This is a genomic window from uncultured Sulfitobacter sp. (assembly GCF_947502895.1).
Taxonomy (GTDB): domain Bacteria; phylum Pseudomonadota; class Alphaproteobacteria; order Rhodobacterales; family Rhodobacteraceae; genus Sulfitobacter.
In genome coordinates, this window is the sequence record NZ_CANNBM010000001.1 from 1226345 (window position 1) to 1248151 (window position 21807).

The window sequence follows — 21807 nt, forward strand, 5'->3', positions numbered from 1 at the left end:
TTATTTCACCAGATAAGGTTTGCGTGGCACATCCGTGTTTGAGCTTGGCCCACGCTCAACAGGGAAATCGCCCATGAGATAGGGATGCATCCCCTGATTCTTCAGATTTTGCAAAAATTGGCCGAAACCATGCAGGTCCACCATTTTGGGCGCCTCCGAAAGACGCCTGATCCGCGCCTGCCCGATCTCGTCCAATATACCCTGTAACGGCTCCATCGGAGCCTCGATAAATTCCGCCATGCTCCAGATACGCACCCGCGCTTTGGTAAAAGGCGAACGCAGAACATCCATATGCTCGCTCTCCACTTTCTGCAGAGTCGCGGCGATGCGGCGAATATCCGCAAAATCCATATTTGAGCGGAACAGCGGCACCGACCATGCGCCCGTAATCACCGAAATCTGCGCGTTAGGGTCTTTGGCGACGCGCCAGATAATATCTTGGTTGTCCAGCGGTCCAAACTGAAAACACTGCCGCTCGCCACGCGTGTTCCAAATAAGATTGGTGAGGAACGTCTCGGGGTTATAGTCGCGCTGGATCGCATTATCGCTCAGCGCACCGTTCAGCGTGGTCTGGCCTTCGGCAAAATGCGCACGGTCAGGCGCAAACAGATGCCCATGCACCCGCGCACCCGTAGCGTTATGCAACCACGGTTCAAAATTCTCGAACAGCTCTGCAAATCCCTGAAACATGGAGTATTCAGCCGCCGTTACGCCATTCTCCCAATCCTCATTGGGGAAGCGTGACTGCATATACAGGCCCGACCGCCCCCGCGTCCGCCGCTCGACTGCTTTGGCGAAAATGCGGTCGATCTTGCCTGGGTTCGGCTCTGTCTTTTTCATTGCACTGGCGGCATCGGTCAAAAACGCCTCATACAGACGGTCCGCATAAGGCCATATCTTGCGCGCCACAAAACAGTCAGAGCGGCGCAACAGCTGCAAGTGATCATCATAGAAAATATGCGGCTTGCCCTGAAAATCGAACTTGGACAGGGTCAGCGAACGGCTTTCGACATTGATCGAATACAACCGCGATAATGTTTGAAAATAGCTCTCGTCAGGGATCCACACGTGGCGGAAATAGCGGTCATAGGCGGGCCGCTCGGGGTCTTGCAGGATCGCCGACAGGGTTTGCCGCGTCAGACACCACCACTGTGATCCCATATGTGGCACCACACCGGGCGGCATTTTTCGCTTTAGCCCGATAGCGCGCTGGAAATTCACCGCCTTGTCGAACAAATACCGCTGCCGCTTCCACGAAAAGGGGAACCGCATGGTAAAGCGTTCCTCGTCCAAGCCACCGACTGTCCACGGAACGTCCGCCGTTGTCGCGCTCTCGATAAAGTCGGTGCGCGGGCGTTCTGCCAGATAGTCGATCAATTCATGCACAGGCCGTAGCGGCAGGCATGAGCCCGAGGCCAGATAGACGTGCCGCACGTCAGGAAAGCTTGCCAGCAGCAACTCGGACGTCGCCTGCGAGGCTGCGACAATCCCCCAAGTGCCCCATTCACAGCGATAGCGTTGGCTAAACAGCACGTTCGGCACATCCGACAACGAGGCGATAAAGCGGTCATAGGTCTTTTTCGGCACTTTGCGGTCCACATGGATCACCACAGGCACATCCGCTGCCGCCCAATGGCGCGCAACCTGCTCGGCGCGGCCCAGTGCAGTATGCACCAGCATCGCAACACCCATAGACGCGGTCACGCCCAGTTCCCCTTCGACATGAGGCCCAAAATCTCCAACTGGCGCCAGTTGATGTATTTCTCGCTCCACTTGCACCACAGCTGCGGGTTTTCCTTCACCCGCTCTGCGTAGGCTTTGTATTCTACCGATCCGGCGTAATGCTCGCCCCGCTGCAATTCTTCCTCGGCCTTGGCGCCGAATGTATCAATAAACTTGGCATGCAGCAGCACTCCACTGGCCTTTTCGCCGCCCCACTCGTCATACACTTGGTTCAGGCCGCGCGGCAGCAGCATATGGGTAGAGCTGACGTAGACGTATTTACGGTCCCATTTGACCAACGGCACCTTGTTCAGCGCAGGGGCCTTGGCAGGCTTGTCGGCAAAGAACACACGCGCACGCGGCCCACCCTGTATCCACAGGTTGGTGAACGCATGGTTGCGGGCCATCGTATAGTTGCCGCTGTCAAACCAAGACGCGATCTGGATCGGGTCCTGTCCGGCACGGTAAGGCTGCTCGTCCAGCCGCCCCTTGGGGTACATGTCCAGCAGCATCGCCGAAAACGACTTGATCGAGGACGCATCCAGCCAATCCGTCAGCGCACGCAAAGGCCGCGTATCGCAAAATGGATAGACCAGAAACTCGTCCGGATCGACGGTCAGAACCCAATGGCCATGCGCATATTTTCGCTGCAACCAGTTCAACCAGTCCACACCAAATCGCGAACGGCGATAGCTGGCGCGCGTGTGCCATAGCGACACATCGGGCTGGTTGCGCAGATAATCCAGCGCACCGTCGTCACTGTCATTGTCCACGAAAAAGAAATGATTCACACCCTGCTTGCGGTAATACTCAAGGAAATACGGCAGACGGATTTTCTCGTTTCGCTGGGTGCAGAACAACAGAATATCGTCGGGCCGAATCTGATCGGTCCGGTCCACGACGCTTTTGAGTTCGCGCCGTTTTCTAAATGCCCTGATGCGCCAACGTTTCCGCTGTAGCCTCAGGCGATATGATCGGATTGCACCCAAACACTGCCCTCATACTCTTGGTCGTCAGCCTTCCTGCACGCCTATCAGGTATAACTTAATGCAATCTTGAAATGCGCCTCCCACGTCGGCGCTTCAAAATCATTTACCCGCAGCGTATCCCGAGACTGTTTTGACCACTCAATTATTGTCTCTTCCCACATATCTTGGGTTGAATCATCTATGTAAACGGCCTTTTTGGCAAGGATTTCCCCAAATGTCGCCATATTGCTGCACATCACAGGGGTCCCCAGCTGCAATGCCTCTACGGCAGGCATGCCAAATCCCTCGGCGTGGCTGGGAAACAGCATGCCATGCGCACCCTGTACCAGCGCCATAAGCGCACCATCAGACAGACCGGAAACCTCGCGCACCCGCGCCTGCGCACCCAGCGCATCCAGCCGCGCAAAGACAGCCTCGTTGTTCCATCCACGGCTGCCGCAGATTAACAAATAGGGCGCATCAGGGCCCAACCGATCCCAGATATCCAGCAGCAACGCGTGGTTTTTGCGCGGCTCGATCGTGCCGACCGTGATGAAATACGGCCCCTCTGGCGGCAGACCTGCGGGCAATTCAGCTGGCTCAGGCGCAGGCGGTATTGTCCCCAAATGCGCAACAATACCCTGTGGCACAGGCCCCCAATGCGCCATGACGGCCCGCGCACGGCCCAGTGTATCGGCCGAATTACAGATCAACAGATCGGCATAAGCGCACACGCGGCGCATCTTTTGCTCAAACACCGCTACCGTGCCTGCGCGTTGGTACTGCGGATAATCCAAGGGAATGACGTCATGCACAAATACCGCAATCCGCGATTGCGGCAGCGCACGCACCGCCTCCAGCACACGTTTGGACAGGTTGCTATGGCCGGTGTTCAGGTATGCGACCCCTACAGGCAGCCTGCGCCGCAACATTGCGGCCAGCCCGCGCGGAAGACAGCGCGCAACAGACAACCGCCGTGCATCGCTCTGCATCCGCCGCGCGGCATCAGTTGCGCCCCGTTGCAGCCGCGACAAAATATCGGGTGGCGCGCATGCAACAGCGCCATTCAGGCGCCCAAGCAGCGCGTGCAGCCCCTCTTGGTCCAGCAAAATATACCCCAAAGGCGTACGCGCCAGACCCCATGCAGGCACAGAATCGGCAATCAATGCCTCCAGATAGGCCAGTTCCACACGGTCAACGCCAGTCCACACACGCCCTGCACGCCGCAGCACGCGGGTGACGTCCAGCAATCGCGCTGGCGGGGCCTTACGCATGTCGGGTGTGTTATCCAGTGCGGGGTCTGCCTCCCGTTGTGTGGGCCTTAGGCCAGATCAGGCATGATATCGCGCAGATAGCCTGCCAGATCTTCGCGCAATTCAGGCCGCGCCAAACCATAAGCCACTGTCGCCTGCAAAAACCCTGATTTAGAGCCGCAATCAAACCGCTGACCGGCAAAACGGTAGCCATAAACCTTGCGCTTTTGCGCCAGCTCCGCAGCAATCGCATCGGTCAGCTGTATCTCTCCACCCGCGCCCTGCTTCATGTCATCCAGATTCTTCAAAACCGATGGCGACAGGATATAGCGACCGATCACAGCAAGGTTCGAGGGCGAATCTTCGGCTTTCGGCTTTTCTACCATACCTTTGATATCAACCAGATTGCCGTCTTCCTTGGCTACATCCAATATCCCGTAGGACGATGTCTTTTCCGGCGCGACTTCCATCGCAGCAACCATGTTGCCGCCTGTCTCCTCATAGGCTTCGACCATCTGCTGCAAGCACGGCTTTTCCGCGGCAATCACGTCGTCAGGCAGGATCACCGCAAAGGGCTGATCTCCGATCAGACGGCGCGCGCACCATACCGCATGCCCAAGGCCCAGCGCCTTGTGTTGGCGGATATAAGCGATGGCACCGCTGTCCATATTTGTCTTTTGTAGAATATCCAGCAGCTCGTCCTTGCCCTTGCTGCGCAGCTCTTCTTCGAGGTTCGGCGCGAGGTCAAAATAGTCCTCCAGCGCACCTTTGCCCCGCGAGGTAACAAAGATAAATTCGGTAATGCCTGCGGCACGTGCCTCGTCAATCGCGTATTGGATCAAGGGACGATCCACCAGCGTCATGATCTCTTTCGGGACCGATTTCGTCGCAGGCAGAAAACGGGTTCCCATACCAGCGACAGGAAAAATAGCGGTGGTGACTTTGTTACCCATAATTCTTCGATAGCCTCATATCATATTAGTATTTTTATTGCGCACCGGTCGGTCATTCGGGGCCGGCAAAGCGGTCCTTACCACTCGTTCGCTTCGTTCTTTTAGCCTCTGTGGTCCATAACAAAGGCGTAAATATGACATTTATCATAAACTATGCGGAATTGTGCCTCTGGCGCACGTGTTACCAATCCTGTTGCCCCCGAACAAGAGAGACACGTTTTTGCTCGCGTGTCACACGGCGCGAGAACCGCGTCAGACGAAACAATGGCTCATCGCGGTCAGCACGCCCGAACAACCCCCCACGCTGAATCCAGACTCCCTGCTCGGTGAACGAGACACGGTGGAACAGGGCAGTGCGCGACAGGATAAAAACCGTCTCGATGCTGCCCTGCGCCACGCGGCGGGCAGCCGCCTGCACGGCAGCGGTGCCCCGAAACCCGCGCACGGCCTCGTACCGCACCTTGCGGCGGACGGGCGCCACCGGACGAAACGGCAAAACTGCGTGCCGCGCCAACGCCGCTCCCCCAAAGCTGCGGGTTTGACCTTCGGCATATCCTGCCAGCAATCGTTTCATCAGACGCCGCACATCACGCGGCTCCAGCCGACCAGCGACCATATGGTCCAAAACCCGCCGCCGCTCTGCTGCGCAAATTCCGTCCCAATGGTCTGCGCGCGCCTCTTTGGGTATGTGTTTGCGCTGGAACACACCCCAGCTTGCGCCGATCTCGTACAGGTCACGCGGCACCCGATCATCACGGCGCGTCGCGCTGGCGGCAAATCCGTGATGTACCTGCGCCAACGGTACCAAGGCTGTTGAATGACCCGCCCGCGCCAGCCGCATATTCACATCCGTCTCGTCCAGATAGAACCGAAACGCAGGATCAAACCCGCCAATCGCCACCAGCGCATCGCGCCGAAACGCCATGTTAGTGCCTTCTGTCTTGATCGCACGGCCCTTGGGCGGGGCCAGAACTGTCGCCTGAAACGGATCAATCTCCACCGTCTGGGCGGTGCCGTTGCCGTCCAGCGTGCGCGCCTTGTACTGATAACTGATCCCGTTGCGCCCGCGCACATAGCCGCCCATCGCCGCGACGTTGCTACGCGCTGCAGGCGCCACCAGATGATGCAGCCACAGCGGCTCTGGCACTGCGTCATCGTCGATGAACGCCACTACCTCGCCCGCTGCATGGACCAAACCCAGATTGCGCGCAGCCGAGATATTGGCCTCGTCAAATGCGATGCATTTGATGTCTGGCAATATCTCCAGCCGCTCGGTCACTGCGATCCCGTCAGGACAGGCCACCACCACCACCTCAAACGGGCGGTATTGCAGCTGCGCCACGCCCGTCAGACACCGCCGCAGCGCATCAGGGCGCCCGCGGCTGACGATAATCACACTAACGGTCTGTTCGCTCATGTCTGGTCTGCTCTTTGCGCGGCGGTTCCGCTCACGCGTCTTTCAGATCGACACCGGGGGCGTAGGCGATGAAAAACGGGTTGGCATAATCTGCCTTGCCGTAGACCAACGGGCTGTGGTCATCAAACCGCACCACATCGCCGCCCGCACCTTTCAGCACGGCATGTCCCGCAGCCGTATCCCACTCCATCGTGCGGCCAACACGGGGATAGATGTCCGCCTCGCCCGTGGCGATCAGACAGAACTTGAGCGAGCTTCCCGCGCTCTTCATATCCTTGACATTATATTTGCCGATGTAGTCATCGGTTGCTTGGTCACGGTGCGACTTGCTCGCCACAACCATCAACGCCCCATTGTCAGGGTTAGAGACTGATATCGCCTTCAGCGGGCCTACATTCTCCTTGTCGAAATCGCCTGTTTCCTCAACCGACTGGCCAGCCGCGCCTGTGAAGAACATCCGGCCTTTTGCAGGCGCATAAACCACACCACGCGTTGGGATGCCGCCCTCGACCAATGCAATGTTCACCGTAAAATCGCCACGGCGGTGGATAAATTCCTTGGTGCCGTCCAGCGGATCAACAATCAGGAACGTCCCCGCAGTGGTGCTATGTGTATCCGCCTGCTCTTCGGTGATCAGCAACACATCTGGAAACGCCTCGCGCAACCCGTCCGAGATGATCTTGTCCGCTGCTTCATCTGCCGCAGTCACAGGGCTGTCGTCAGACTTGGCCTTCACATCAAAATCATCACGACCATATATTTCCATGATCTTGTCACCTGCCTCTAGTGACAGTTTGCGCATCACATGCGTCAGTTTTTCGTAATCCATGCCCAACTCTCGCCATCCTTCGTTGATATAAGTTTGAGATACCTTATGATGCGCTTGTAACGGATCGGCAAGAATTCCGTGCAACAGTGGTCATAACCGCAAGGCAGGCAGCAGATGTTCCAACCCGTTCGCAGAAACAGATCTAACCTCACCGTCACTTTGTCGATGCTTGAGCTGATCTATCATTCCATCGTCCGCTCTGTCCGTAAAAGCCATAACAACGCGTTTCTCGCCATCGCGACGAACATCCTGCAATCGGTGATCTTTGTGGCCGCTTTCTATGTGATGTTCTCTATTCTCGGCCTGCGCGGTGCGGCCATCCGCGGTGATTTTCTGCTCTATATTATGTCGGGCATCTTCCTCTACATGACCCACTCCAAGGCGCTCGGCTCTGTCGTGGGGTCCGAAGGGCCGGCAAGTGCGATGATGCAGCACGCCCCGATGAACACCATCATTTCCATCTGCTCCGCCGCCCTCGGCTCGCTCTATATTCAGGTGTTGTCGCTGGGTGCGATCCTGTTTGTCTATCACGTGGCCTTTGTGCCTGTGCATATCGAACAACCCATGGCCGCGTTCGGCATGCTAATTTTGGCGTGGTTCACGGGTGCCGCATTGGGCGTGGTCCTGCTAGCGATCAAGCCGTGGTTCCCCACCGCTGTCGGCATCTTCTCCACCATCTACCAACGCGCGAACATGATCGCGTCAGGCAAGATGTTTGTCGCCAACACCCTTCCCGGTTTCATGCTGGCCATGTTCGACTGGAACCCCCTGTTCCACACAATTGATCAGGCACGCGGCTATGCCTTCCTTAACTACAACCCGCGCTACAGCGACCCGATGTATGCTCTGTGGGTAGGTCTGATCCTGATTATGATCGGCCTGATGGGCGAATTCTACACCCGCCGCCATGCCTCTATCAGCTGGAGCGCGCGGCGCTAACACATTGGCTCGTCGCTGCCGCTTGCAACGCTCTTCGCTGCGGCTGGCACCTGAACGGCTCGGCATAGACATCGATGAAGCGGAGTATGGCAAAACTTGCTAGTGTTAGCGCGTTTTCAACCCTATGCCTAAGATACAAGCGCAACAGGAAGAACCAACAATGATGAACTGCCGAATTTTCATGACATCAACAGCCGTGGTCGCCACCACACTCCTATCAGCTTGTGGCGGCACATACGGCGCCGACCAAATTCTTGCGATGCCAGAAGACGTTCAGCGGCAGGCAATCATGTCATGTCAGGCAGACCAGGGGCTCAACATTCCAGAAGCCGTGAACGTACTGCGTCTGAACAACGGGAGTGTCGCAGTATCAGTGGTCAACGGTCCGGGCCTGCCCCTTGCGCAAGCGCGCGCCATTAACCAATGCGCGCAAGCAAAACTGTTGAGCGGGCAGTCATATACCCCTGCACCCGCAGCCACCCAACCTGCAACACAAAGGCCTGCACCTGTTGCCACATTCGAACCCGTCTATCAGACAAGCGTCGCAAATGACGCCCCTGCCGGATGTGTCCGAGGCCAAGGCACCATGCAAGGCGGGTCACTGGTCTGTCCGGGGTACTGACACATCAATGTCTCATTACCGCTGCATCGGGACGGGGGCCATGCCCCTCACGTCACCACCCGCAGCGTCAGGTTCAGCCGTCCGCCTTTGGGCAAAAGCGTGCTGGACCCTGACCTGATCCGGTCAACGCCGTGATAGGCCAACCGCGCATCGCCCCCCATGACCACCACATCGCCCGATCGCAGCCAGTGGCTCTCGGTTTTGCCGCCGCGCGTGACGTTGCCCATGCGAAACAACCCGTCATCGCCTAGCGATACCGACACAACAGGCCATTCCATCGATGCCTCATCGCGGTCTTGGTGCAACCCCATCTTGGCCTCTGCTCCGTAGTAATTGATCAAACAACACTCAGGCATCCGCGCCAGCCCTGTCACGTCGCGCCAGATGTCCAGCACAGGCTCGGGGATCGCGGGCCAAGGGCGTCCTGACGGATGGTTGCGCACATAGCGGTAGCCCTTTTTATCCGAATACCAGCCGTATTGCCCCGCTGCACTCATCCGCACAGACATCGGTTTGCCATAAGGTGTATCAGGCCGGAAGAACGGCGCATCGGCCACCACACCGCGCACAGCCGTCAAAACGGCCCGTTGCGCCGCAATATCCAGACACCCCGAATGGATATCGAAGCCTTTAACCGACAGTTTCACCACTATTATCCTCAATTTATGCTCAATTTTCAGGAATATTCCCTGAATCATCACATCTTGGTGTTTGCCATGGTTGCAGCACCCCGACCCCCTCACTATATACCCACCGAACCGCTGGAGACGATACGTATCCAGCGTTAACCAGATCGGAGCAATGGTGCCACAACGGGCCACCGCTTCGAGTAATCGCCTTGAGCTAAATGAGGGATCGAACACATGGCCAAAGTAATTGGTATTGACCTTGGAACAACAAACTCCTGTATCGCCATCATGGACGGCAGCCAGCCCCGCGTTATCGAAAACGCAGAAGGCGCGCGCACCACACCATCCATTGTGGCTTTCACAGATGACGAGCGCCTTGTAGGCCAGCCTGCGAAACGTCAGGCCGTCACAAACCCGGAAAACACAATCTTCGGCGTCAAGCGCCTGATCGGCCGTCGCAACGACGATGCGGATCTGGCCAAAGATCGCAAAAACATGCCCTTCAATGTGATTGATGGCGGCAATGGTGACGCATGGGTCGAAGCACGCGGCGAGAAATATTCGCCTTCGCAAATCTCCGCTTTCATCCTCGGCAAGATGAAAGAAACCGCCGAGTCGTACCTCGGCGAAGACGTGACCCAGGCGGTCATCACCGTACCCGCCTATTTCAACGACGCCCAGCGTCAGGCCACCAAAGACGCGGGCAAAATCGCCGGCCTCGAAGTGCTCCGCATCATCAACGAGCCAACAGCGGCGGCCCTCGCCTACGGTCTCGACAAAGAGAATACGCAAACCATCGCGGTCTATGACCTTGGCGGCGGTACATTCGACGTGACCATTCTGGAAATCGACGATGGCCTGTTCGAAGTGAAATCCACCAACGGCGACACATTCCTCGGCGGTGAAGATTTTGACATGCGCATCGTCAATTACCTCGCGGACGAGTTCAAAAAAGAGAATCAGGTCGATCTGACCCAAGACAAGATGGCCCTTCAGCGTCTGAAAGAAGCCGCCGAGAAAGCCAAGATCGAGCTGTCCTCCGCAACCCAGACCGAGATCAACCAGCCGTTTATCTCAATGGGCGCTAACGGCCAGCCGCTGCACATGGTGATGAAGCTGACCCGCGCCAAGCTGGAAAGCCTCGTAGGCGACCTGATCAAAGCCTCGATGAAGCCCTGCGCCGCAGCGCTCAAGGATGCCGGCCTGTCCGCTTCCGACATCGACGAAGTCGTTCTGGTCGGCGGTATGACCCGCATGCCTCGTGTTATCGAAGAAGTGACAAAATTCTTCGGCAAAGAGCCGCACAAAGGTGTGAACCCTGACGAAGTCGTGGCCCTCGGCGCTGCAATTCAGGCTGGCGTTCTGCAAGGTGATGTCAAAGACGTGGTTCTGCTTGACGTGACACCCCTGTCCTTGGGTATCGAAACCCTCGGCGGTGTGTTCACCCGTCTGATCGACCGCAACACAACAATCCCCACAAAGAAGAGCCAGATCTTCTCGACCGCGGAAGACAACCAGAACGCCGTAACCATCCGCTGCTTCCAGGGGGAGCGTGAAATGGCCGCCGACAACAAACTGTTGGGTGCGTTCAACCTCGAATCGATCCCGCCTGCCCCACGTGGCATGCCCCAGATCGAAGTGACCTTCGACATTGACGCCAACGGTATCGTCTCCGTAGGTGCGATGGACAAAGGCACAGGTAAAGAACAGAAAATCACCATCCAAGCCTCCGGTGGTCTGTCCGATGCCGATATCGAGAAAATGGTCAAAGATGCGGAAGAGAACGCAGATGCGGATAAAGAGCGCCGCTCGCTGATCGAAGCCAAAAATCAGGCCGAAAGCCTCATCCACTCCACCGAGAAATCGATGGAAGAGCATGCGGATAAGGTCGATCCGACCACTGTTGAAGCCATCGAGCTGGCCATCGCAGCGTTGAAAGACGAGATGGAGACAGAAGACGCCGAGAAGATCAAATCCGGTATCCAGAATGTCACCGAAGCGGCGATGAAACTGGGCGAGGCGATCTACAAAAACGCGCAGGATGCGAGCGAGGATGACATGGCCGCAGCAGCGGACGAAGCTCCGAATGCAGGTGCGGACGATGATATCGTCGATGCCGATTTCGAAGACCTCGACAACGATAAACGCGCGTAAATCCGCGCGGCGGAACCAATGACAGGGCCGGTCCGATCAGACGGGCCGGCCCTTCACGTTCCTGAAAAGGATAGTACCCATGGCAAAACGTGATTATTACGATGTCCTCGGCGTCGCCAAAGGCGCCTCCGCCGACGAGATCAAAAAGGGCTACCGCACCAAAGCGAAAGAGCTTCACCCAGATCGCAACACTGACAAGCCCGAAGCCGAAGCGCAGTTCAAAGAAGCCAACGAGGCTTACGAAGTCCTCAAAGACGCCGACAAAAAAGCAGCCTACGACCGGTACGGTCATGCCGCATTCGAAGGCGGTATGGGCGGTGGCGGCCGTCCTGGTGGTGGCTTTGGCGGCGGCGGCGGTCAGGGTGATTTCTCGTCTGCCTTCTCCGATGTTTTTGACGATCTGTTCGGTGACTTCATGGGCGGGCGTGGTGGCCAAGCTGGCGGTCGTCGTGCCGCACGCGGATCTGACTTGCGGTTCAACCTGCGCGTCTCCCTCGAGGACGCATTCTCGGGCCTGCAAAAATCCATCAACGTCCCCACATCCGTGGCCTGCGGCTCCTGCAGCGGTTCGGGTGCTGAAGGCGGCGCCGAACCCACCACCTGCCCCACATGCTCCGGCATGGGCAAGGTTCGCGCACAACAGGGGTTTTTCACGGTTGAACGTGGCTGCCCCACCTGCTCCGGCCTCGGTCAGATCATCAAAAACCCCTGCAACACATGTCGTGGCGCGGGGCGCGTTGAAAAAGACCGCTCGCTCAGCGTCAACATCCCCGCTGGTGTCGAAACAGGCACCCGCATCCGCCTTGCAGGCGAAGGCGAAGCAGGCATGCGCGGCGGCCCGTCAGGTGATCTTTATATCTTCATCGAAGTACAAGAGCACGAGCTGTTCGAGCGTGACGGCCCGAACCTCTTCTGCCGCGTCCCCGTCACTATGGGCAGTGCCGCCCTCGGCGGCAGCATCGAAGTACCCACCATCGACGGTGGTCGCGGCCGTGTACAGGTTCCCGCTGGCAGCCAGTCAGGCCGCCAGATGCGCCTGCGCGGCAAAGGCATGCCACATCTGCGCGGCGGCGCCACAGGCGATATGATCATCGAACTCGCCGTAGAAACTCCGGTCAATCTCACAGCGCGCCAGAAAGAACTCCTGCGCGAATTCGAGGACCTCTCGGAAGAGAACAACCCCGAAAGCAGCAGCTTCTTCTCCTCCGTGAAATCCTTCTGGGATTCAATGAAGGGCTAAGCGGCCCAAAAAATGTAGACCTCCCCAACGGGGCGCTGGGTCACCCCCCCGCGCCCCTTTTCTTTATTTTTCCTATAAACTCAATCCCGCACCCTCCGCCCGCACTACAGCAGATCTTATGCCAGACGGTGCACAGGGGGTGTACAGGCGGTGTACCCATGGCACCCCCTGTTTTGTGGTCCTACACCCCTCGTGTTAACCATTCCCTAACCATCTTCGGACAATGCTCTCCCCATGTCCGACTTCAACGAACAACCTCTCCCTTTCCTCATGGACGAAGCGCCCGCTACCACCCCCGTGGGCGGCAAACAGCCGTCCTATATCGCCGACCACCGCCAGCGTCTGCGCGCGCGTTTCATGGCAGGTGGTGCCACCGCGATGCCCGAATATGAACTGTTGGAATTGGTCCTGTTCCGCGCCATCCCACGCCGCGACGTCAAACCGCTCGCCCGCGCGCTGATGGATCGGTTCGGTGATTTCAACCGTGTCCTCACCGCGTCCGAGGCGCGGCTGCGCGACATCTCCGGCGTCGGTGACGCTGTCGTGACCGAGCTAAAGATCGTGGAGGCGGCAGCCCACCGCATGGCCCGTTCACGCGTGATGCAAACTCATGTTTTATCTAGCTGGGATGCCCTTCTGGACTACTGCCACACCAGCATGGCCCACCGCGAAACCGAGCAGTTTCGCGTGCTCTATCTTGACCGGAAAAATATGCTAATCGGGGATGAGGAACAGGCAAAAGGCACGGTTGACCACGTCCCTGTCTACCCGCGTGAAGTGGCCAAACGCGCGCTGGAACTCAACGCCTCGGCCGTGATCCTCGTGCACAATCACCCTTCGGGCGATCCAACGCCATCGCAATCGGATATCGAGATGACACACCGCGTTAACGCAGCTTGTGACGCTCTCGGCCTCACGCTACATGACCACCTGATTATCGGAAAATCTCAAGAACTTAGCTTCCGCGCGGAAGGGTATCTTTAGCGGACCCATACCTCGACGCGGCGGTTGGCCCGTCTACCCCAAGCACTGTCATCACAGGCCATAGGCATGGCCTCGCCAAAAGCATCTACACCCAGTTCAACACGTCCCAGATTAGCAGCCTCGGCGGCCTCACTCACCGCGCGGCGTACGGCATCAGCGCGGCGCAGGGCAATGTCTCGGTTCGCCTCGGCAGCGCCATTTCCATCACTGAACCCCACAAACAGCAAACGCCGCGCATCGTATTGCCCCACCTCCAGCGCACGCGCCAGCTGCTGCACATTTGAGCGCGACTGCGCATCCAGACGGATTGACCCCGCCTCAAACCGGAATGACGTGCTCAGCCGTGCCATAGGCGTCAGCGTTGCAGCCATACGCTGCAACTCCCCCAGCGTGATCTCGGATCCTGCTTTTGCTATCGCATTGGCAAACCGGTTGCCTTGCTGCTCCACCGCAATCTCTTCTGGCGTCTGGTCCACAAATCCAGAGCGACGGATAACAATCTGTGCTGCAGGTCCGCGGGTAAAGGCCAGAAACTCCCGCGCCAGCCGTGGCAGGCGACGGGCGGGAAAGTACAGAAACATTGGCGCAGTCAGCGGATAATCTTCTGTTTTAATGGTTCTTCTGGAGGCTTGCATCGAAAAACCGCAACTGCCCGTCAGCATCAAGGCTTGCGTCTCGCGCCGCTCGGCATAGCTGGTTAGACCCAGCGCAAAAGTATCCGCTGCAACGGCCTGTGCGAGTGCTACGGGCGATGCGTGACGCGTCGCTGTCTCGGACAACCCCGACAAGGCCGCGGGCAGCAACAACTGGTCCACTATCGCTTGCCCCAGCCCCGAGGCATCGTCAGGCAAATGCAGATCAATCGGCACATCGGGACCGCCCAATGCCTGCCAGTTCGTGATACGACCAGCCAGCACCTGCGCCAGATCAGCAGGCGAAATTCCCTGCACGGGGTTGCTTCCTGATACCACAGGCACAATCGCATCCAGCGCCAAAACGCGGCTGCGATTGATCCCTGTCATATCGCCCAACCCTGCCTCGCGAGCGCGGCTTCGTTCTTCGGGACGGATTTCGCGCAGTGACATCACAATGTCGGCCTCATCCGCCAATAAGTCAGCAAATCCTTCGTCGGTATTCGTTACGCGGAAGAAGAACCGCGCGGCCAGCTTACCATCCTCTGCGCGACGGATCAGATAGGTAAAGCTGGTTGGATCGGCACCTTCTTCACGCTCGGTCAGATAGTCGTTTTTCTGGGCGAATGCTTCGATCAGGGCGGGCATGACAATGGCACCCAATGTTGGCGCACCAGATATCGAAAGCTCTGCCACAAAATCCTGTAGGTTGGGGCATGCAGGACCAGAACACAGCACTCCAGAGCCATCGACAGTCAGCTCGCCGTATTCTGTCTGAACGCGGTAGAACTCTCCATCAAAGCCGAGCAACGTCCCGCTCAGCTCAACCTTGCTGTCGCGCGAGGTGAGCGTGATGTCCTGCGCCAATACGGGCAGGGTGGCGTTAAACAGGAAAAGTGCGGCGAAACCCGCCGCACATATCGCTTTGATCATATGACCTCTGATAGTGCGTTAGTTAGACGCGACTGTCAGGTCTTCGAAGAGATTATTCAACACCAGAAAGTTACCAGCGGCGTCACAGTCGGGAACTGACAGCGTCAAATCACGGGATGTGATGTCAAAGCCACTGCGGGTCTGCAAAGCTTGCGCCTCGATTTCCAAACCGCAGTTGTTGTTTGCCACCTCGGCCTCGACACTCAGCGCGACATCACCTGTGCCACGGCTGGTTCCGGTAGGGAATGTATAGACCTCGGCCAACAGCGCATCGGGAACATCCATATCTCCCAAGCGCGAGATAAAGCCGCCCTGACCTGTCACAGCAAAAGACATATCACGCGCAGCCCCGGACCAGACATGACCTTCGCTGCCGTAATCCGCACCAAACTCACGTGCGTGCAGCTCAAACCCTGTATCGCCTTTCCATTGCAGGGCAACGCGGTCGAAGTCAGTTAGCTCTTCAACGATGGTTTGTGCCACAGCGCCGTCGCCGTTGGTGAACGCGACGATAAAGGTCGCATCCTGCTCCATCGCAGGAACCGTAATGTCGAACTTACCCTCTGCGTCTGTCATCTGGTTAAACAGCAAACCGCTGTGATGCACCGTCACCCGCTCTGACGGCAAGCAGGCTGCATCAACGGTGAGGTTAACCATCGCCGCTGCAATAGGCCGTGCATTGGCGGTAATCAGACACGCAGGCTCGGGCTGCGCTTCGGGCGCTGCTGGTTCAACCGCGATAGCGGCGACAGTTTGCACAACAGGCACATCTTCGGATGGGGGGGCAACAATTTCCTGCGCGGCAACAAGGGTCACTGCCTCTTCCGCTTTGGGAGCGACGAAATCCTCGGCGAATTCTGCCGAAGTGAGAATGATTTCTTCTACATCCAACACAACAGCATCTGCGTTTACCAATGTCTGACCCTGATATTCAGGGGACATCTGCGGTGCAGAAGCGGATTGCTGCATGAAAAAACCGATGCCAATGGCGCAGGCCAATGTTCCGACAGTCGTAATGATTTCCTTGCGATGGCGCATTCTCTCGGTCCCTTGCTACGGATTGGGTCGAGATTACGTATCATTCATAAACAGGGCCGGATTGGGGCGGCCCTGCGCCGTTACTGTGACGATTTTATGTGGTCAGGGTTCAAGCAAGCTGACCGTGACAATGCTTGAACTTTTTACCAGAACCACACGGACACTGATCATTGCGGCCCGGATTGCCCCATGTCGAAGGATCATTTTCATCGAAACCAGCCGCCACATTTTCAGCTACATCAACAGGCGCGCCAGCCTCGCCCGCAGCTTCTGCTGCGGCTTGTTGCTGGGCAAGCATCTGCTGGATCATGCGCTGCTGCTCTTCTTCGTTCGCTGGCTCTACCCGCGCGAGACGCTGGGTCACGTCTGAACGAAGACTGTCGAGCATCCCTTCAAACAGCTGGAAGGATTCGTTCTTGTATTCGTTCAGTGGATCACGCTGCGCATAGCCGCGGAACCCCACAACCGAACGCAAATGCTCTAGTGTAAGCAGGTGGTCACGCCATTTGGCGTCGATGGTTTGCAGCAGAAAATGCTTTTCAATGTTGCGCATGTTTTCGGGGCCGAACTTTTCAGTCTTCTCGGCCATATGTTTGTCGGACGCCTCGATCAGACGCTCGCGGATCACATCATCATCTGCACCGTCTTCTTCGCACCATGCAATCACTGGTACATCAATGCCCAGCTGTTCGATCACCGCAGCATAGAAACCTTGGGTGTCCCACTGGTCGGCATAGGTGTTTTTCGGCATGTACTGATCGATCAGATCATCAATCATCTGGTGACGCATGTCTTCGGTGATCTCGTGCAGATCCTGCGCTTCCATGATGTCACGGCGCTGGCCAAAGATAACCTTGCGCTGCTCGTTCATCACATCGTCGAATTTCAACAACTGCTTGCGGATGTCAAAGTTGCGGCCTTCGACCTTGGCCTGTGCGCGCTCAAGGGATTTGTTGACCCACGGATGGATAATCGCCTCGCCCTCTTTCAGGCCTAGCGATGTCAGAACCTTCTCCAACCGCTCGGAGCCGAAAATACGCATCAGATCGTCTTCGAGAGACAGGAAGAACGACGAACGCCCCGGATCACCCTGACGGCCCGAACGGCCGCGCAGCTGGTTGTCGATGCGGCGGCTCTCGTGCCGCTCGGAGGCCAGAACATACAGGCCGCCCGATTCCAGCACTTTCTTCTTCTCATCGGCTGTCTCGGCTTCTACGCGCGCGCGCACCTCAACAGGATCGGCTTCAGGGTCTGCGGCCAGCGCCTCCAGTACTTTCAATTCGACGTTGCCGCCCAGCTGAATGTCGGTCCCGCGGCCCGCCATGTTTGTAGCGATGGTGACAGCACCCAGTTTACCAGCATCACCAACAATCTGCGCTTCCTGCTCGTGCTGGCGCGCGTTGAGGACGTTATGCTTGATCCCCTCGCCTTCCAGCATTCTGGACAGCATCTCAGATTTCTCGATTGAGGTGGTCCCCACAAGGCAAGGCTGCCCTTTGGCATGGGCGATCTTCACCTTGTCGATCATCGCGGAATATTTCTCGGCAGCGGTACGGTAAACGGCATCGTCCTCGTCGACACGCGCCACTGGAACATTCGTCGGCACCTCGACGACACCAAGACCATAGATTTCCATGAATTCGTCAGCTTCGGTAAGCGCCGTGCCAGTCATCCCCGCCAGCTTGTCGTACAGACGGAAGTAGTTCTGGAAGGTAACAGAGGCCAGCGTGATGTTCTCCGGCTTGATCTCGACGCCCTCTTTAGCCTCGATCGCCTGATGCAAGCCATCACCCAACCGGCGACCAGCCATCATCCGGCCTGTAAATTCGTCGATCAGAACAACTTCGCCATCGCGCACGATATAGTCTTTGTCTTTCTCAAAGAGCTTGTGCGCACGCAGGCCCTGATTGACGTGATGCACAATCGACGTGCTTTCAGGGTCATAAAGGGTCATCCCTTCTTCCAGCAATTCGCGGGCGCGCAACTGTTCTTCCAGAAATTCGATCCCGTCATCGGTGAAAGTGACGTTTCGGGTTTTCTCATCCAGCTCATAGTGTTCTGGCTTGAGCGATGGAATGACGCCGTCAATCGTCAGATACATATCCGAGCGATCATCGGAGGGGCCAGAAATGATCAACGGTGTGCGCGCCTCGTCGATGAGGATACTGTCTACCTCATCCACAATCGCAAAGTTATGCTCTTTCTGGTACAGATCTGCCAGTTCGGCCTTCATGTTGTCGCGCAGATAGTCGAACCCAAGTTCGTTGTTGGTGGCATAGGTAATGTCACAGTCATAGGCTGCCCGCTTTAGGTCATCGGGCATGTTGGGCACGATATAACCGGTCGTCAGACCCAATGTGCCGAATACTTTACCCATCCACTCTGCGTCACGCTTCACCAGATATTCGTTCACGGTGACAATATGCACACCCTTGTGGGTCAGCGCATTGAGGTAAGCGGCGAATGTCGCAGTCAGGGTTTTGCCTTCGCCTGTCTTTTGCTCGGCCACGTTGCCCTGATGCAGAAATATCCCGCCCATCAGCTGCGTATCAAATGCCCGCAGACCCAGCGTGCGGCGCGCGGCCTCACGGCAGTTGGCAAACGCTTCTGGCAACAGGACATCAAGGCTCTCGCCTTTCAGTGCGCGCGTGGCCAGTTCTTCTGTCTTGTCGCGGATGCCCTCATCGGACAGCTTCTCGAACTCGGGTTCCAGCGCGTTGATCTTTTCTACAAGCGGGCGGGCGGCCTTGATCTTGCGATCATTTGGCGTGCCAAAAACCTTTTTGGTGATTTTTCCGAGTCCCAGCATGCGATCTCCAGCCGAAGTTATAATTCTATCACGCGATCTGCTTGCCCCGCTAACACCCAGTCCATAAATAGAAGGGGAGAATGGTGGCAGTTCGCCGCGCCCACAGCGGATGTAAGGGCCACCTTAAGCCAAGTCAATGTAACCGGCCCAATCGCACCGGAATGATAGGACGATCCATGCAAAAACCCCTCACTTTTCTGAGCGCTGTCGCGTTTGCCGCCACTCTGGCGCTACCCGTAGCAGCACAAGAGACAGCAACCGTTGATCCCGCAACCGTTGTCGCAACCGTTGGTGACACGGAAATCACGGTTGGTCACATGATCGTGGCATGGGCGGGTCTGCCCGAGCAGTATCAGGGTCTGCCTGATGATGTGCTGTTTCAGGGCATCTTGGACCAACTGGTTCAACAGACCGCGCTACAACAGAAATTCACAGGCGATCTGCCTGCACGCGTCCAGCTTCAACTGGAAAACGAGCGCCGCTCGCTGACCGCGGGCGAGGCAATCAACGGCATCATGGAAGCACCACTGGACGAAGCAGATGTTCAAGCGGCCTATGACGAGGAATATAGCAGTGTTGAGCAGACGGCCGAATACAACGCCTCGCACATCCTGGTAGAGACAGAGGAAGCAGCCCTTGCCGTAGTTGCCGAGCTGGAAGGCGGCGCAGATTTTGCCGCCGTCGCGCGCGAAAAATCAACAGGCCCGTCTGGCCCCAACGGCGGGCAACTGGGCTGGTTTGGCACCGGTGCAATGGTGCCAGAGTTTGAAGCAGCGGTTGTTGCGCTGGAAGTCGGCGCAGTATCGGCACCTGTGAAAACTCAGTTCGGCTGGCATATCATCACACTCAATGAAACACGCGTGCAAGAAGCCCCTACACTAGAGGCTGTCCGCGACGAGCTTGAGCTGCAAATTCGCCAGATCCGCGCGCAAGAGATGATCGAAGAAGTCACTGCAGCTGCCGAAGTTGACCGCTCCGGCTCTGAAGGGGTCGATGTATCGGTGATCAAGCAAGTCGGCGCGTTGGAGTAACCACAACTATGGCAAACATCACTTCGGTCTCGCCTCTGGCCCCCGCTGAATTTCCCGCGCTTCCCGTGATTGACGGGGTCGCATTTGCAACTGCTGCCGCGGGTGTAAAATATCAGGGGCGAACCGATGTGATGCTGGCCACCCTTGTGCCAGGTACGGTGATTGCAGGGGCGTTCACCCGCTCTGCCACACGGTCCGCGCCTGTGTTGGACTGTCAGGCGAAACTGGGCAAGCCAGCCGATGCCGGTGCCGCCATTTTGGTAAACTCTGGCAATTCCAATGCATTTACAGGCAAAGGCGGGGTCGTCGCGGTTGAAGCGATCACCGCAGGTGTCTCAGAGGTTTGCAAGGTGCCCCAAGAGCGTGTCTTTACGTCATCCACTGGGGTGATCGGAGAGCCATTGCCCCACGACCGCATTACCACTGTACTGAAATCGCTTGCCACGGCCACCAACCCCGATGGTATCGAAGCCGCCGCCCAAGCGATTATGACAACAGATACATTCCCCAAAGGCGCATCGGCACAGATAGAGATAGGCGGCAAGACTGTCTCTATTGCCGGCATTGCGAAGGGGTCTGGCATGATCGCGCCAGATATGGCGACGATGCTTGTCTATATATTTACCGATGCTATGATCGGGCAAGATGCGCTGCAAACGCTGGTTTCTGCCTCGAACGAGCGGACATTCAACAGCATCACCGTTGACAGTGATACCTCTACCTCAGACAGCTTGATCGTGGCTGCCACAGGCGCAAGCGGCGTCGATGTGACAAGTGATGAAGCGTTTGCCGACGCTTTGTACCGTGTGATGCTGGACCTTGCCCATCAGGTCGTCCGAGACGGTGAGGGTGCTACAAAATTTGTCGAGATTGCCATTACGGGTGCTGCAACGGATTCCGAGGCTAAGGTACACGGGCTGGCGATTGCGAATTCACCCCTCGTTAAAACCGCAATTGCAGGGGAAGATCCAAACTGGGGTCGTGTCGTTATGGCCGTAGGTAAATCCGGCGCGGCGGCAGATCGCGACCGCCTCAGCATTCGATTTGGTGATGTAGAGGTTGCCAAAGACGGGTGGCGTTCGGAAGGCTACTCGGAGGAAGCGGCAGCAGCCCATATGAAGGGCGAGCATATCGTAATCAGCGTGGACATTGGCATCGGGTCGGGCGTTGCAACTGTCTGGACATGCGATTTGACCCACGGCTACATCACGATCAATGCGGACTATCGCTCATGAAGATGGTGTTGGTATCGGCTGTTGCCCTGATTGATACAGATGGCCGCGTGTTGCTGGCCCAACGCCCCGAAGGCAAGTCAATGGCGGGCCTTTGGGAATTTCCAGGTGGCAAGGTTGAGGTGGGCGAGACCCCTGAGGCTGCGCTGATCCGCGAGCTGCAGGAGGAGTTGGGGATCGATACGTGGGCGTCCTGCCTTGCCCCACTGACCTTTGCCAGCCACTCCTATGAGGATTTCCATCTCATGATGCCTCTGTTTGCGTGCCGCAAATGGGAGGGGACGCCCCGCGCGCGGGAAGGTCAAACGCTCAAGTGGGTGGCACCGGCAAAGATGCGGGATTATCCGATGCCAGAGGCCGATATCCCGCTGATCGCAGTGCTGCGCGACTGGCTTTAGCGCTATCAGGTAATTTAATTTCCT

At 57.3% G+C, this 21807-nt stretch carries 18 protein-coding genes; 8 read left to right on the forward strand and 10 right to left on the reverse strand.

Annotated elements, in window-relative coordinates:
• The 6 genes from Q0903_RS06050 to cysQ all read right to left on the reverse strand — a co-directional run bounded on the left by Q0903_RS06050 (position 1) and on the right by cysQ (position 7142).
• Positions 1-1680, reverse strand: coding sequence for a beta-1,6-N-acetylglucosaminyltransferase (locus tag Q0903_RS06050; RefSeq protein ID WP_299414486.1), 1680 nt, complete (start codon positions 1678-1680; stop codon positions 1-3).
• Positions 1681-1700: 20 nt separating this feature from the next.
• Positions 1701-2687 carry a glycosyltransferase family 2 protein gene (locus tag Q0903_RS06055; protein ID WP_299027720.1) on the reverse strand — a complete coding sequence of 329 codons (987 nt, stop codon included), beginning with the start codon at positions 2685-2687 and terminating at the stop codon, positions 1701-1703.
• A 68-nt stretch (positions 2688-2755) separates the two neighbouring features.
• On the reverse strand, positions 2756-3964 hold the full coding sequence (locus Q0903_RS06060; protein WP_299413756.1) for a glycosyltransferase family 1 protein: 1209 nt from the start codon (positions 3962-3964) through the stop codon (positions 2756-2758).
• 47 nt (positions 3965-4011) lie between these two features.
• A complete protein-coding gene (galU, locus tag Q0903_RS06065; protein WP_299026489.1) occupies positions 4012-4896 on the reverse strand; it encodes a UTP--glucose-1-phosphate uridylyltransferase GalU in 885 nt (294 codons plus the stop codon).
• Between the two features lie 181 nt (positions 4897-5077).
• Positions 5078-6313, reverse strand: coding sequence for a glycosyltransferase (locus Q0903_RS06070; protein WP_299413759.1), 1236 nt, complete (start codon positions 6311-6313; stop codon positions 5078-5080).
• Between the two features lie 31 nt (positions 6314-6344).
• Positions 6345-7142, reverse strand: coding sequence for a 3'(2'),5'-bisphosphate nucleotidase CysQ (gene cysQ / locus Q0903_RS06075; protein WP_299026493.1), 798 nt, complete (start codon positions 7140-7142; stop codon positions 6345-6347).
• Between the two features lie 114 nt (positions 7143-7256).
• On the opposite strand from cysQ, the gene Q0903_RS06080 reads away from it, so the two are divergent.
• On the forward strand, positions 7257-8081 hold the full coding sequence (locus tag Q0903_RS06080) for an ABC transporter permease (protein ID WP_299026495.1): 825 nt from the start codon (positions 7257-7259) through the stop codon (positions 8079-8081).
• Positions 8082-8241: 160 nt separating this feature from the next.
• Positions 8242-8703, forward strand: a complete 462-nt coding sequence (locus Q0903_RS06085; RefSeq protein WP_299413763.1) for a hypothetical protein — start codon at positions 8242-8244, stop codon at positions 8701-8703.
• A gap of 47 nt (positions 8704-8750) precedes the next feature.
• Here Q0903_RS06085 and Q0903_RS06090 read toward each other — a convergent pair whose 3' ends face one another.
• Positions 8751-9353, reverse strand: coding sequence for an alpha-ketoglutarate-dependent dioxygenase AlkB (locus Q0903_RS06090; RefSeq protein WP_299414488.1), 603 nt, complete (start codon positions 9351-9353; stop codon positions 8751-8753).
• 213 nt (positions 9354-9566) lie between these two features.
• Between Q0903_RS06090 and dnaK the strand changes: the two genes are divergently transcribed.
• The 3 genes from dnaK to radC all read left to right on the forward strand — a co-directional run bounded on the left by dnaK (position 9567) and on the right by radC (position 13710).
• A complete protein-coding gene (gene dnaK / locus Q0903_RS06095) occupies positions 9567-11486 on the forward strand; it encodes a molecular chaperone DnaK (protein WP_299026499.1) in 1920 nt (639 codons plus the stop codon).
• Between the two features lie 79 nt (positions 11487-11565).
• Complete coding sequence (gene dnaJ, locus Q0903_RS06100; protein WP_299026501.1) at positions 11566-12726, forward strand: molecular chaperone DnaJ; 1161 nt, start codon at positions 11566-11568, stop codon at positions 12724-12726.
• A gap of 270 nt (positions 12727-12996) precedes the next feature.
• Positions 12997-13710 carry a DNA repair protein RadC gene (gene radC, locus Q0903_RS06105; RefSeq protein WP_299027726.1) on the forward strand — a complete coding sequence of 238 codons (714 nt, stop codon included), beginning with the start codon at positions 12997-12999 and terminating at the stop codon, positions 13708-13710.
• Here the strand turns inward: radC and Q0903_RS06110 are convergent.
• The 3 genes from Q0903_RS06110 to secA all read right to left on the reverse strand — a co-directional run bounded on the left by Q0903_RS06110 (position 13707) and on the right by secA (position 19122).
• Positions 13707-15275 carry a phosphate ABC transporter substrate-binding/OmpA family protein gene (locus Q0903_RS06110; protein WP_299026503.1) on the reverse strand — a complete coding sequence of 523 codons (1569 nt, stop codon included), beginning with the start codon at positions 15273-15275 and terminating at the stop codon, positions 13707-13709. The genes radC and Q0903_RS06110 overlap by 4 nt on opposite strands.
• Positions 15276-15293: 18 nt before the next feature.
• A complete protein-coding gene (locus tag Q0903_RS06115) occupies positions 15294-16313 on the reverse strand; it encodes a hypothetical protein (RefSeq protein ID WP_299413768.1) in 1020 nt (339 codons plus the stop codon).
• Positions 16314-16422: 109 nt separating this feature from the next.
• Positions 16423-19122, reverse strand: coding sequence for a preprotein translocase subunit SecA (gene secA / locus Q0903_RS06120; protein WP_299413771.1), 2700 nt, complete (start codon positions 19120-19122; stop codon positions 16423-16425).
• 176 nt (positions 19123-19298) lie between these two features.
• Here secA and Q0903_RS06125 point away from each other — a divergent pair, with 176 nt between their 5' ends.
• From Q0903_RS06125 to mutT, 3 genes are read left to right on the forward strand one after another with little or no spacing between them, the layout of a single operon-like run.
• Positions 19299-20153, forward strand: a complete 855-nt coding sequence (locus Q0903_RS06125; protein ID WP_299026509.1) for a peptidylprolyl isomerase — start codon at positions 19299-19301, stop codon at positions 20151-20153.
• Between the two features lie 8 nt (positions 20154-20161).
• Entirely contained in the window at positions 20162-21388 is a 1227-nt protein-coding gene (gene argJ / locus Q0903_RS06130) for a bifunctional glutamate N-acetyltransferase/amino-acid acetyltransferase ArgJ (protein ID WP_299413774.1), read from the forward strand.
• Entirely contained in the window at positions 21385-21783 is a 399-nt protein-coding gene (mutT, locus tag Q0903_RS06135; RefSeq protein ID WP_299413777.1) for an 8-oxo-dGTP diphosphatase MutT, read from the forward strand. Before argJ ends, mutT begins: the two co-directional genes overlap by 4 nt.
• Positions 21784-21807: the final 24 nt, after the last annotated feature.